Origin of the sequence: Micromonospora chaiyaphumensis, from assembly GCF_900091435.1 — a bacterium.
GTDB classification, from domain to species: Bacteria; Actinomycetota; Actinomycetes; order Mycobacteriales; family Micromonosporaceae; genus Micromonospora; species Micromonospora chaiyaphumensis.
Genome location: NZ_FMCS01000008.1, coordinates 85,809 through 98,329, shown reverse-complemented (window position 1 = coordinate 98,329; position 12,521 = coordinate 85,809). Strand labels below are relative to the sequence as shown.

At 74.1% G+C, this 12,521-nt stretch carries 9 protein-coding genes; 7 read left to right on the top strand and 2 right to left on the bottom strand.

Annotated features, from left to right (window positions below):
• The first annotated feature begins 73 nt into the window (after window positions 1-73).
• The 7 genes from GA0070214_RS21505 (at window position 74) to GA0070214_RS21475 (ending at window position 9,161) form a co-directional block, all read left to right on the top strand.
• Complete coding sequence (locus GA0070214_RS21505; RefSeq protein WP_091266948.1) at window positions 74-718, top strand: TetR/AcrR family transcriptional regulator; 645 nt, start codon at window positions 74-76, stop codon at window positions 716-718.
• Between the two features lie 15 nt (window positions 719-733).
• Window positions 734-1,528, top strand: coding sequence for a TIGR03084 family metal-binding protein (locus GA0070214_RS21500; protein WP_091266945.1), 795 nt, complete (start codon window positions 734-736; stop codon window positions 1,526-1,528).
• A complete protein-coding gene (locus tag GA0070214_RS21495) occupies window positions 1,525-3,207 on the top strand; it encodes an acyclic terpene utilization AtuA family protein (RefSeq protein ID WP_091266942.1) in 1,683 nt (560 codons plus the stop codon). Before GA0070214_RS21500 ends, GA0070214_RS21495 begins: the two co-directional genes overlap by 4 nt.
• Window positions 3,204-4,343, top strand: coding sequence for an acyl-CoA dehydrogenase family protein (locus tag GA0070214_RS21490; RefSeq protein WP_091266939.1), 1,140 nt, complete (start codon window positions 3,204-3,206; stop codon window positions 4,341-4,343). The genes GA0070214_RS21495 and GA0070214_RS21490 overlap by 4 nt, the downstream gene beginning before the upstream one ends.
• Window positions 4,340-5,941: an acyl-CoA carboxylase subunit beta gene (locus GA0070214_RS21485; protein WP_091266936.1), complete on the top strand. Its 1,602-nt coding sequence runs from the start codon at window positions 4,340-4,342 to the stop codon at window positions 5,939-5,941. Before GA0070214_RS21490 ends, GA0070214_RS21485 begins: the two co-directional genes overlap by 4 nt.
• Window positions 5,942-6,009: 68 nt before the next feature.
• Complete coding sequence (locus tag GA0070214_RS21480) at window positions 6,010-8,001, top strand: ATP-binding protein (RefSeq protein WP_091267606.1); 1,992 nt, start codon at window positions 6,010-6,012, stop codon at window positions 7,999-8,001.
• A complete protein-coding gene (locus GA0070214_RS21475; protein ID WP_091266933.1) occupies window positions 7,998-9,161 on the top strand; it encodes an acyl-CoA dehydrogenase family protein in 1,164 nt (387 codons plus the stop codon). The genes GA0070214_RS21480 and GA0070214_RS21475 overlap by 4 nt, the downstream gene beginning before the upstream one ends.
• Before the next feature lie 58 nt (window positions 9,162-9,219).
• On the opposite strand, the gene GA0070214_RS21470 is transcribed toward GA0070214_RS21475, so the two are convergent.
• Together GA0070214_RS21470 and GA0070214_RS21465 are read right to left on the bottom strand one after the other, a co-directional pair.
• The gene (locus GA0070214_RS21470; protein WP_091266930.1) at window positions 9,220-10,446 is read right to left on the bottom strand and encodes a GH25 family lysozyme; all 1,227 of its coding nucleotides are present in this window, start codon (window positions 10,444-10,446) and stop codon (window positions 9,220-9,222) included.
• A 284-nt stretch (window positions 10,447-10,730) separates the two neighbouring features.
• A complete protein-coding gene (locus tag GA0070214_RS21465) occupies window positions 10,731-12,515 on the bottom strand; it encodes an alpha/beta hydrolase (protein WP_091266925.1) in 1,785 nt (594 codons plus the stop codon).
• Between the last annotated feature and the right edge of the window lie 6 nt (window positions 12,516-12,521).

Below are 12,521 nucleotides of genomic sequence, written 5' to 3'. Positions count from 1 at the left end.
GTATACATCGCTCGGTCATGAGTCAGAAAAAGTCAGTCTTGACTGTTTGTTTCGGGGGCGGCACGCTGTCCCCGTGCCCACCACATCGACCCGCGTCCCTCAACAGGAGCGCAGCCGTGCCACCCAGGCCCGGCTGTTGGAGGCGACCGTGGAGTGCCTGGTGGAGCACGGCTGGTCCGGCACGACGACGACCGTGGTGGCGGCCCGGGCGGGCGTCTCGCGGGGCGCCCAGCTGCACCACTACCCGACCAAGGCGGCCCTGGTCACCGCCGCGGTCACCCACCTCACCGAGCGCCGGGCCGTGGAGCTGCGCACCGAGGCCGCGGCGCTGCCGGCCGGCCCGCGGCGCCTCGACGGGGTGGTCGACCTGCTCGCCGCCGCCTTCACCGGGCCGCTCTTCGTCGCGGCGCTGGAGCTGTGGGTGGCCGCCCGCACCGACGCCGAACTGCGCGACGCCCTGGTTCCCCTCGAAGCCCGGGTGGGCCGGGAGATGCACCGGCTGACCGTCGAGCTGCTCGGCGTGGACGAGCGGCGGCCCGGCGTCCGCGAGGCGGTGCAGGCCACCCTCGACCTGCTCCGCGGCCTCGGCGTGGCCAACCTGCTCAGCGACGACTCGACCCGCCGCACCGCCCTCCTGCACACCTGGAAGCGCCAGCTCGCCGCCCTGCTCACCCCCGACGCCGGCCCGCCCACGCCCGGGAGCGCGCGGCCGCACTGATCCCCCGGAGGCACCATGGTCGACCTGACCGCCCTGCTCGCGGACCTGGCCGCCGAGTCCGAGCAACTCGACGCTCTGGTCGCGCCGCTGCCACCGGAGGCCTGGGCACGGCCGACTCCGGCACCCGGCTGGACCATCGCCCACCAGATCGCCCACCTCGCCTGGACCGACCACGTGGCCCACCTCGCGGCGACCGACGCGGCGGCGTTCTTCGCCTCGGTCACCTCCGCACCGGACCCGTCCCGGCTGGTCGACGACGGCGCCGACGCGTTCCTCGCCGCGCCCGCCGCGCTGCTGGCCCGCTGGCGGGCCGGCCGGGCCGCGCTCGCCGGTGCGCTCGCGGCCGCACCGGCCGGGGAGAAACTGCCCTGGTACGGCACCCGCATGTCGCCCGCCTCGATGGCGACCGCCCGCATCATGGAGACCTGGGCGCACGGCGAGGACGTGGCCGACACACTGGGCGTCCGGCGTGCCCCGACGGCGCGGCTGCGGCACGTGGCGCACCTGGGGTTCCGTACCCTCGGGCACGGTTTCGCGGCCCACGGCCGCGCGATGCCGACGGCGCCGGTCCGGGTCGAGCTGGTGGCGCCCCACGGGGACACCTGGGCGTTCGGGCCGGAGGACGCGGCCGACCGGGTCACCGGCCCGGCACTCGACTTCTGCCTGCTGGTGACCCAGCGCCGGCACCGCGCCGACCTGGCGCTGGTCGCCACCGGGCCGGTCGCCGACGAGTGGCTGGACGTCGCCCAGGCGTTCGCGGGGCCGCCCGGCGGCAAGCGGGAGGCGGCGGGCAGCGGGGTGGCCCGGTGAGCGCGCTGCGGGTCGGCAACGCGTCCGGCTTCTACGGCGACCGTCTCTCCGCCTGGCGGGAGATGCTCGACGGCGGTGAGCTGGACGTGCTGACCGGCGACTACCTGGCCGAGCTGACCATGCTCATCCTCGGGCGGGACCGGATGCGCGACCCCTCGCTCGGCTACGCGAAGACGTTCCTGCGCCAGCTCGACGGCGTCCTCGGCACCGCGCTGGAGCGCGGGGTCCGGCTGGTCACCAACGCCGGCGGGCTCAACCCGGCGGGGCTGGCCGCCGCGATCGGCGCGCTCGCCGACCGGCTCGGCCTCCCGGTCCGGATCGGGTACGTCGAGGGCGACGCCCTGGCGCGGCCGGACGCGTTGACCGCGAACGCGTACCTGGGGGCGTTCGGGATCGCGGCCTGCCTCGACGCCGGTGCGGACGTGGTGGTCACCGGGCGGGTGACGGACGCCTCGCTGGCGGTCGGCCCGGCCATCTCCCGCTTCGGCTGGACCCGGGACGACCTCGACGCGCTGGCCGGCGCGACCGTCGCGGGGCACCTCATCGAGTGCGGGGCGCAGGTCACCGGCGGCAACTTCAGCTTCTTCACCGAGCTGCCCGACGGGGGGCACCGCCCCGGCTTCCCCATCGCCGAGATCCGTGCGGACGGCTCGTCGGTGCTCACGAAGCACCCGGGCACGGGCGGCGCGGTCACCGTCGAGACGGTCACCGCCCAACTGCTGTACGAGGTGGGCGGGCCGGCCTACCTGGGGCCGGACGTGGTGACCCGGCTCGACACCGTGGAGCTGACCCAGGAGGGGCCGGACCGGGTGCGGGTCTCCGGTGTCCGGGGCACGGCCCCGCCGGACACCCTCAAGGTGGGCGTCAACAACCTGGGCGGCTTCCGCAACTCCATGACGTTCGTGCTCTGCGGCCTGGACATCCCGGCCAAGGCGGCCCTGGTGCGGGGGCAGCTGGAGGAGGCGGTCGGCAAGGAGGGGCTGGAGTTCACGCTGGCCCGCACCGACCACCCGGACGCCACCGACACCGAGGCGGCGAGCGCGCTGCTGCACGTACACCTGCGGGACGGCGACAGGGCGCGGGCCGGGCGGGCCTTCTCGGCGGCCGCCGTGGAGCTGGCGCTGGCCTCCTACCCGGGCTGCACGCTGACCACTCTGCCCGGCGACGCCACCCCGTACGGGGTCTTCACCGCCGACGCCGTGCCGCAGGACGCGGTCGCGCACGTGGCCGTCCTGCCGGACGGGACCCGGGTGCCGATCGCCCCGCCGGTGCGGACGGCGGCACCGCCGGCCGGCGAGCAGACCCCGGGCGGGCAGCCCCACCACGCCGGGCCGACCCGGCGGGCGCCGCTCGGTGAGCTGGTCGGTGCCCGGTCGGGCGACAAGGGCGGCGACGCCAACCTCGGCGTCTGGGCCCGCACCGACGCCACCTGGGCCTGGCTGCGCGGCTGGTTGACCGTCGCGCGGCTGGCCGAGCTGCTGCCGGAGACCGCCCCGCTGGCCGTCGAGCGGTACGAGCTGCCGAACCTGCGCGCGGTCAACTTCGTGATCCGGGGGCTGCTCGGCCAGGGGGTGGCCGCCTCCACCCGCTTCGACCCGCAGGCCAAGGCGCTCGGCGAGCTGCTCCGCTCCCGGATCGTGGACCTGCCCGCCGACCTCACCCCGGGGGTGCCGTCGTGACCATCGTGGACACTCCCGAGCGGCGGCAGCTCCGCGAGCTGACCCGGGCCTTCGTGACCCGGGAGGTCCTGCCGCACCTGGACGACTGGGAGCGGGCCGGCGAGGTGCCCCGGTCGCTGCACGAGACCGCCGCGAAGATCGGGCTGCTCGGCGTCGGCTTCCCCGAGTCGGTCGGCGGCAGCGGCGGCGACCTGCTCGACTCGATCCTGGTCACCGAGGAGATCATCCGCTCGGGCGGCTCGTCCGGGCTGGTCGCCGCGCTCTTCACCCATGGCATCGCGCTGCCGCACATGGTGGCCTCCCGCGACGACCGCCTCATCGACCGGTACGTGCGGCCCACGCTCGCCGGCACGATGATCGGCGCCCTGGCGATCACCGAGCCGGACGGCGGCTCGGACGTGGCGGGCATCCGCACCTGCGCCCGGCGGGACGGCGACCACTACGTGGTGAACGGATCGAAGACGTACATCACCAGCGGCGCACGGTCCGACTTCGTGACCACTGCCGTCTGCACCGATTTCCCCGGCTCCGGCTCGCTGAGCCTGCTCGTGATCGAGAAGGGCCTCCCCGGGTTCACCGTCGGGCGGCGGCTGGAGAAGCTGGGCTGGCACTGCTCGGACACCGCCGAACTCTCCTTCGTGGACGTCCGGGTGCCGGTGACGAACCGGATCGGCCCGGAGGACACCGGCTTCCTGGCGATCATGCAGCAGTTCGCCACCGAGCGGCTCTCCCTGGCCACCCAGGCCTACGCCACCGCGCAGCGCTGCGTGGAACTGGCGGCCCGCTGGTGCCGGGACCGGTCCACCTTCGGCCGCCCGCTCGCCAGCCGCCAGCTCGTCCGGCACCGGCTGGCCGAGATGCACACCCGCGCCGAGGCGGCCCGGGCGTACGTGCACGACGTGGCCGAGCGGGTGGCCGCCGGTCAACCGGTGGTGGCCGAGGTGGCCATGGCGAAGAACGTCGCGGTGGCCGCCTGCGACTTCGTGGTCGACGCGGCGCTGCAACTGCACGGCGGCTTCGGCTACCTGCGCGACGCCGAGGTGGAACGGCACTACCGCGACGCCCGGATCCTGGGCATCGGCGGCGGCACCACGGAGATCATGAACGAGATCATCGCGAAGGGCATGGGCCTGTGACGACACTCGACAGCCGGCTCGACCCGTCCGCGCCGGCCTACCGGGCCAACCGGGACGCGCTGTTGGAACGCCTCGCCGAACTGGAGGCCGCGCTCGACCAGGCCCGGGCCGGTGGCGGCGAGAAGTACGTGACCCGGCACCACAAGCGGGGCAAGCTGCTCCCCCGGGAGCGCATCGAGCTGCTGCTCGACCCGGACAGCCCGTTCCTGGAGCTGTCGCCGGTGGCCGCGTACGGCAGCGACTTCCCGGTCGGGGCCAGCACGGTGACCGGCATCGGGGTGGTCGAGGGCGTGGAGTGCCTGGTGGTCGCCAACGACCCGACCGTGCGCGGCGGGGCCGTGAACCCCTGGGCGCTCGCCAAGACCCGGCGGGCCGGTGAGATCGCCCTGGCCAACCGGCTGCCCATGGTCAACCTCGTGGAGAGCGCCGGCGCGGACCTGCCCACCCAGGCCGAGATCTTCATCCCGGGCGGCCGGGTGTTCCGCGACCTGACCCGGCTCTCCGCGGCGAGGATCCCCACGGTCAGCGTGGTCTTCGGCAACGCCACCGCGGGCGGCGCGTACGTGCCGGGCATGTCGGACTACACGATCATGATCCGGGACCGGTCGCAGGTCTACCTGGCCGGGCCGCCGCTGGTGAAGATGGCCACCGGCGAGGTCACCGACGACGAGTCGCTGGGCGGGGCGGCCATGCACGCCACGAGGTCCGGCCTGGCCGACTTCCTGGCCGAGGACGAGCGGGACGGCATCCGGCTGGCCCGGCAGTGCGTACGCCGGCTCAACCGGCGCAAGCAGGGGCCGCCGCCGCGCAACCCGTTCCCCCTCCCGCCCAGGTACGACCCCGACGAGCTGCTCGGCATCGCCAGCGCCGATCTCAAGGTGCCGTTCGACCCGCGTGAGGTGCTGGCCCGGGTGCTCGACGGCAGCGAGTTCGACGAGTTCAAGCCGACCTACGGCACCGCGCTGGTCACCGGCTGGGGCGAGCTGCACGGCTGGCCGGTCGGCGTGCTGGCCAACGCGCGAGGCGTGCTGTTCAGCGAGGAGGCGCAGAAGGCCGCGCAGTTCATCCAGCTCGCCAACACCGCCGACACCCCGCTGGTCTTCCTCCAGAACACCACCGGCTACATGGTCGGCACCGAGTACGAGCAGCGCGGCATCATCAAGCACGGCGCCCTCATGATCAACGCGGTGTCGAACTCGACGGTCCCGCACCTGACGGTCAACCTGGGCGCCTCCTACGGTGCCGGCAACTACGGCATGTGCGGCCGGGCGTACGAACCCCGGTTCCTGTTCACCTGGCCGAACGCCAAGTCGGCGGTGATGGGGCCGGCGCAGCTCGCCGGGGTGCTCTCGATCGTCGCCCGGCAGGCCGCCGCCGCCCGGGGCCGCGACTACGACGAGGAGTCCGACGCCGCGATGCGCATGATGGTCGAGCAGCAGATCGAGTCCCAGTCCGGCGCGCTCTTCCTCTCCGGCCGGCTCTACGACGACGGGGTGATCGACCCCCGGGACACCCGGACCGTCCTCGGGCTGTGCCTGTCGGCGATCCACAACGGACCGGTGAAGGGCGCCGACGGCTTCGGCGTCTTCCGGATGTGACCGGTGAGCGCGAGGAACGCAGCGCAGCGGAGTCCCGCAGTCGCGAACGAAAGGACGGCGCAGTGCCGATGATTACCAGGCTGTTGGTCGCCAACCGGGGCGAGATCGCCCGGCGGGTCTTCGCCACCTGCCGCGCGCTCGGCGTGGAGACGGTCGCCGTGCACTCCGACGCGGACGCCGGCGCGCCCTTCGTGGCCGAGGCCGATCAGGCCGTCCGGCTGCCCGGCAACGCGCCGGCCGAGACGTACCTGCGGATCGACCTGATCCTGGACGCGGCCCGCCGGTCCGGCGCGGACGCGGTCCATCCGGGCTACGGCTTCCTGGCCGAGAACGCCGAGTTCGCCGCGGCGGTCACCGACGCGGGGCTGACCTGGGTCGGCCCGCCGGCCAAGGCGATCGCCGCCATGGGCGACAAGATGGCGGCCAAGGCCCTGCTCGCCGACGCGGGCGTGCCGATGCTGCCGACCTGGACAGAGACCGGCCAGGTCACCGACTTCCCGGTGCTGGTCAAGGCCGCCGCGGGCGGTGGCGGCCGGGGCATGCGGGTGGTCCGCGACGCCACCGGGCTCGCCGAGGCCGTCGCGGGCGCGCGCCGCGAGGCGGCCGCGGCCTTCGGCGACGGCACGGTCTTCATCGAGCGGTACGTCGAACGCGGCCGGCACGTCGAGGTGCAGATCTTCGGCGACACCCACGGCACCGTGGTCGCCCTCGGTGTGCGCGACTGCTCGATCCAGCGCCGGCACCAGAAGATCGTCGAGGAGGCGCCGGGGGTCCTGCCTCCGGAGGTGCGCGAGCGGCTGCACGAGGCGGCGGTGGCCGCCGGCCGGGCGGTCGACTACGTGGGCGCGGGCACGGTGGAGTTCCTGCTCGCCCCCGACGGCCAGGTCCGCTTCCTGGAGATGAACACCCGCCTCCAGGTGGAACACCCGGTCACCGAGCTGACCACCGGACTGGACCTCGTGCGGCTGCAACTCCTCGTCGCCGAGGGCGAGCCGCTGCCGCTGACGGCCGCTCCTCCGCCCGACGGCCACGCCGTCGAGGTGCGGCTCTGCGCCGAGGACCCGGCCCAGGGCTACCGCCCGGCCACCGGCACGCTGCACCGCTTCGCGATCCCGGGGGTGGTCGCCGAGTTCGCCCTGGCGAAGGGCCTGCGACTCGACTCCGGCGTGGTCGACGGCTCGACGGTCGGCGTCCACTACGACTCGATGCTCGCCAAGCTGATCGCCTGGGCGCCCACCCGGGCCGAGGCGGTCCGAGCCCTGGCCGGCGCGCTGGCCCGGGCCGAACTGCACGGCGTCACCACCAACCGGGACCTGCTGGTCCGGGTGCTGCGCAGCCCCGAGTTCGGCGCCGTCGACCTCGACACCGGCTTCCTGGAGCGGCACCCCGAGGTCTTCGCCCCGCTGCTTCCCGGCGATCAGCTCCCCCTGGTCGCGCTGGCCGCGGCGCTCGCGTCGGCCGTGCGGCGGCGCGCCGGGGCCACCGTGCTGGCCGGGCTGCCGTCCGGGTGGCGCAACGTGCCGGCGTTCCCGCAGGTCGCCCGGTTCAGCGGGGCGGGCGGCGGCGAGATCGAGGTCCGGTACCGGCTGGACCGTACGGGGGCGCTCGCGGACTGGTCGGTGTCGGCGGCGGGTGGCGGCACCGGGTCCGGCGGCGAGGCGGTGACCCTGGTCGAGGCCGCCGCGGACCGCGTCGTGCTCGACGTCGACGGGGTGCGGCGGGCCTACCGCGTACACCGCGCGGGGTCGGAGGTCTTCGTGGACGGCCCGGACGGGGCGGCGAGCCTCACCGAGCTGCCCCGCTTCCCCCTGCCCACCGCGGAGCTGGCGGCCGGGTCGCTGCTCGCGCCGCTGCCCGGCGCGGTGACCCGGCTGCACGTCGAGGTCGGCCAGCGGGTGAGCGCCGGTGACCTGCTGCTGACCCTCGAAGCGATGAAGCTCGAACACCCCGTGCTCGCCCCGGCCGACGGCGTGGTGGCGGAGCTGCCCGTGCCGGCCGGCGGCCAGGTCGACACCGGGGCCGTGCTGGCCGTGGTCAATCCCGAGGAGGACCCGCGATGAACTTCGACCTCACCCCCGAGCAGGACCAGCTCCGCGACGCCGTCCGGGCGCTGGGACGGAAGTACGGCCACGGCTACTTCGTCGAGAAGGCCAAGGCCGGTGCGCACACCACCGAGCTGTGGCAGGAGGCCGGCCGGCTCGGCTACCTGGGCGTCAACATCCCCACCGAGTACGGCGGCGGGGGCGGCGGCATCACCGAGCTGGCCATCGTCTGCGAGGAACTGGCCGCGGCCGGCTGCCCGCTGCTGCTGCTCGTGGTCTCGCCGGCCATCGCGGCCACCGTCATCAACAAGCACGGCACCGACGAGCAGCGCAAGCGCCACCTGCCCGGCCTCGCCGACGGCTCCCAGAAGATCGTGTTCGCGATCACCGAGCCGGAGGCCGGGTCGAACTTCCACCGGCTCGGCACGGTGGCCCGCCGCGACGGCGACGACTGGCTGCTCACCGGCCGCAAGTGCTACATCTCCGGGGTCGACGAGGCGGGGCACGTGCTGGTCGTGGCACGAACCGAGGACGCCTCCACCGGCAAGCTGAAGCCGGCGCTGTTCATCGTGCCGACCGACGCCCCCGGGCTGGAGCGGTCCAGGCTGGACATGGAGATCCTGTCCCCGGAGAACCAGTTCCTGCTCTACCTGGACGACGTCCGGCTGCCCGCCGACGCGCTGGTCGGCGAATCCCTCGACGCCGGGCTGCCGGCGCTCTTCTCCGGCCTCAACCCCGAGCGGATCACCGTGGCCGCGATGGGCGCCGGCACCGGCCGGTACGCCATCGAGCGGGCCAGCGCGTACACCGCCACCCGGACGGTGTGGGGCGGCAGGAGCATCGGCTCGCACCAGGGCGTCGCCCACCCGCTCGCCCACGCGGCGGTGCAGGTGGAACTGGCCCGCCTCATGATCCACAAGGCGGCGACCCTCTACGACGCCGGCCGCGACCTGGAGGCCGGCGTCGCCGGCAACATGGCCAAGTACGCGGCCGGCGAGGCCGCCGCGCTCGCCGTGGACACCGCCGTCCAGGCGCTCGGCGGCGCCGGCATGACCACCGAGTACGGCGTGGCCACCCTGCTCGGCGCGGTCCGGGCCGGCCGGATCGCCCCGGTCAGCCGCGAGATGATCCTCAACTTCGTGGCCCAGCACGTCCTCGGCCAGGACAAGTCGTACTGACCGTGAGATGCGCCGTTGCCCGGCGCCCCTCGTCGGGGCGCCGGGCAACGGCGGTGGTTCAGGACGTGGCGATCTTGTCGAACTTCTCCCACGGCCCGATCGACGTGCGGTTGGCGACCAGCGGCTGGGTGCCCGCGTTCTCCGCCACCACGTACCGGCCGTTGGCGTTGGCCTGGAGACTGATGCTGCCGTCCGAATTGTTGATGATGGTGAACTTCTCCCAGGCGCCCACCGACGTGCGGTTCGCGATCAGCGGCTTGGTGCCCTCCACCACCACGTACCGGCCGTTGGCCCGCGCCCGGAGGGCCACGAAGCCGTCGCCCGCGTCGACGAGGTCGAACTGCTCCCACAGCCCGACCGAGGTCCGGTTGGCGATCAGCGGCTTGGTGCCGGCACTCTCGGCCACGACGTAACGACTGTTGATCCGGGCGCGCAGGGCGATCGGGGCCGCGGCGGCCGGGGCGCCCGTGAGCCGGGTGAGGGCCGGGTAGTCGCCGTTGAACACGTTCTGGCTGTAGTTCCCGGGCTCGCTGGGGTTACCGGCCGCGTACTGCCAGACGGTCTCCGTCGTCCAGCCGGCCGGCAGGGGCGGGCGGGTGGTGGTGTAGCCCGCGATGTCGAGCGGGTTGGCGCCGAAGGTGGCGTTGTTGCCGGTGCACGGGTTCCAGTAGTTGGTGTTCGTGTAGATCATCACCGGCCGGCCGATACGGGCCTTGACCTGGTCGGTGAACGACTTGATCCAGGCGGACATCTCCGTCGTGGTCAGCCCGTAGCAGGTCGGCGCGCCCGACCAGTACGGCCATTCGATGTCCACCATGGGCACGAGCGTCTGGCTGTCCTTGGCGAACTGCGCGTTGTCGATGAAGAAGTTCGCCTCGGTGACCGGGTCACGCCCGTCCGGACGGGCGAAGTGGTAGGCGCCGACGAGCAGACCGGCCGCCTTGGCCGCCGCGTAGTCCTCGGCGAAGTAGGGGTTGCGGTACGTCTGCCCCTCGGTCGCCTTGACGTAGGCGAACTTGTAGCCGTCGGTCGCCACGCCCGGCCAGTTGATCGGGCCCAGGTTGTGGTCGTGGCTGGAGACGTCGATGCCGCGGATCGTGTAGCCCGCCGGCGTGGTGGCAGTCGTGGACGCCGTGGCGGCGCGCGCACCCGGCTTGACGCCGGCGTTCGCCCGGCCACCGCCGTCGGGAGCGGAATCGGCCGCGCTCACCGGCTGCGACACGCCGAACACGGTGCCGAGCGCGAGCCCGGCGGACACCAGAACAGAGATCAGTCTTCGGGACATGGGTTCGGGATCTCCTCGGTCGGGAGGTCGAGGGCCGCCGGTCGCCAGAGGGCGGATCACGGCGGCGGAACGCCCTCGCTCCCGGGCCGGGGGATCGGCCGGAGCAAGGTGCGGCCGTACTCTAACCCGCCGAACCGGCTGCGCGGTGCCCCGTCGTGGCGGCCTGGGAGACCAGCGCCGCCGAGCACGCCGACCTGCTGCGCGACATGATGGCGGAGGAAGCCCCCGGACGGGAGCCCGGGGTGCGGTGGGTGCCCGATCACCCGCCGCACCCCGGGGGTCCGTCAGCGCGCGGTCAGCGTGCCGGCCACCGGCAGCGGCGCCACCACCGGCGGCAGCCGCTTCGGCTCGCCCCGGCCCGGCGCGCCGGCCCGGGCCAGATCGCGCTTCGACGCCTCCGCCCGGGTGGCCGCCGGCTCCTCCTGGAACGGCTGCGCGTCACCGGTGCAGACCGTGCCCCCGGCCGGCAGCGTCCCCCGGAGCAGGTACGCGTCGACCGCGCCGGTCACGCAGGCCGAGGTGCCGTAGGCGGTGTGCCCCCAGCTGTCGCTGCTCAGCAGCCGGCTGTTGGGCAGCAGCTTCGCCGAGCTGACCGCGCCCTGGTAGTTGGTCGCCGGGTCCCAGTAGTTGCCGACGACCAGCACCGGGGCGGCGCTGGTCCGGTCGAACGGCCCGGTGTACGCGTCCTCGTCCCGCACCGTCCAGGCGTTGCGGGCGCAGGGCGCCGTGCCCCAGGCCCAGGCCCGGCCGAAGTACGGCGCCCGCCGGTCCTCCCGCGCCGACAGCGCCGGCCAGGCGTCCGCGCTCTTCGGGTGGTAGCCGTCGGTGCAGTCCACGGTCAGGAACGTCTCCAGCCCGTTCTCGTACGGGAAGTCGTAGCCCCGCTGCTGGCGCGCCTTCGCCGCCCGTTGCGCGACGGCGGTGCGCGCCTCCGCCCGGCCGGACGCGGTGGCGGCCGGGTCGGTCAGCACCAGCAGCTCGCCGGTGAGGTCCACGATGTACTGCCAGCCGCTCGGGTCGTAGAGGTAGCTGAGGGTGGCGCCGACGAAGTCGGCGTAGCCGACGGTGAACTGCCCGAGGTCCGGATCGTCCACCACGAGCGGCTTCTCACGCAGCCGCCGCGCCACCGTCTCGTACGCGGCGACCGGGTCACCGCCGGAGGCCAGCGTGCACTTCTCCGCACCGGTCTTCGCGCACCGGACCAGGATCTCGTGCAGCGCGCGGTACGCGCCGTCGGCGCTGCGCAGCCGGGTCTCCTGGAGCTGGTTGCGGGCCCGGCCCTGGCCGATCCAGGCGTTCGGGTTGAGCACGCCGTCGACCGCCAGGGCACGGAACCGGTCCGGGAACATGTTGGCGTAGTACTGCCCGAGCGCGGTGCCGTAGCTGAAGCCCAGGTAGCTCAGCTTCCGGTCGCCGACCGCGCGGCGCAGCACGTCCATGTCGCGGGCCACCTCGGCGGTGGACGCCGCGCCGGTGAGCGGTTTCCCGGTGGTCGAGCAGCCCCTGCCGACCGCCTTCGACGCCGCGACGTACGCCTTCTCCTCGGCCTTCGTGACGGGGAAGGCGACGTTCAGCCCGGCGTACGCCCGGGTCTGGTCCTTCACCGACCGGAAGCACCGGATGTTGTCGCTGGCGGCGATGCCGCGCGGGTCGACGCCGACGACGTCGAAGCGGTCGAGCAGGTCGTCGCCGAGGAAGTACGGTGCGGCGAGCGCGATGCTGGTGCCGGAGCCGCCCGGGCCGCCCGGGTTGAGGAACAGGCTGCCGATCCGGTGCTGCTGGTCGCGGGCCTTGACACGGAGCAGCGCGACCTCGGTGGTGGCGCCCCTCGGCTTGTCGTAGTCGAGCGGAAGCCGGACGGTGGCGCACTCGGCGTAGTCGTAGCAGGCGTACCAGTCGAGCTTCGGCGTGGGCACGCGGTCGACCCGGCGCGCCTCGGCGGCGCTGGTCCGGTCGTACGCCGGCGGTTGCGGCGTCGCGGCCGCGGCCGCGGCGGGCGCGACCGCCGATCCGGCGAGGACGATGCCGGCGATCCCTGTTGCGGTGAGGGACCGGATTGCACGTGGCATGTGGCT

What these genes read in the sequence shown, in the direction of transcription:
- GA0070214_RS21500 (WP_091266945.1), top strand. Translation starts at nt 734, where the DNA reads ATGGTCGACCTGACCGCCCTGCTCGCGGACCTGGCCGCCGAGTCCGAG.
- GA0070214_RS21480 (WP_091267606.1), top strand. Translation starts at nt 6,010, where the DNA reads ATGATTACCAGGCTGTTGGTCGCCAACCGGGGCGAGATCGCCCGGCGG.
- GA0070214_RS21475 (WP_091266933.1), top strand. Translation starts at nt 7,998, where the DNA reads ATGAACTTCGACCTCACCCCCGAGCAGGACCAGCTCCGCGACGCCGTC.
- GA0070214_RS21470 (WP_091266930.1), bottom strand. Translation starts at nt 10,446, where the DNA reads ATGTCCCGAAGACTGATCTCTGTTCTGGTGTCCGCCGGGCTCGCGCTC.
- GA0070214_RS21465 (WP_091266925.1), bottom strand. Translation starts at nt 12,515, where the DNA reads ATGCCACGTGCAATCCGGTCCCTCACCGCAACAGGGATCGCCGGCATC.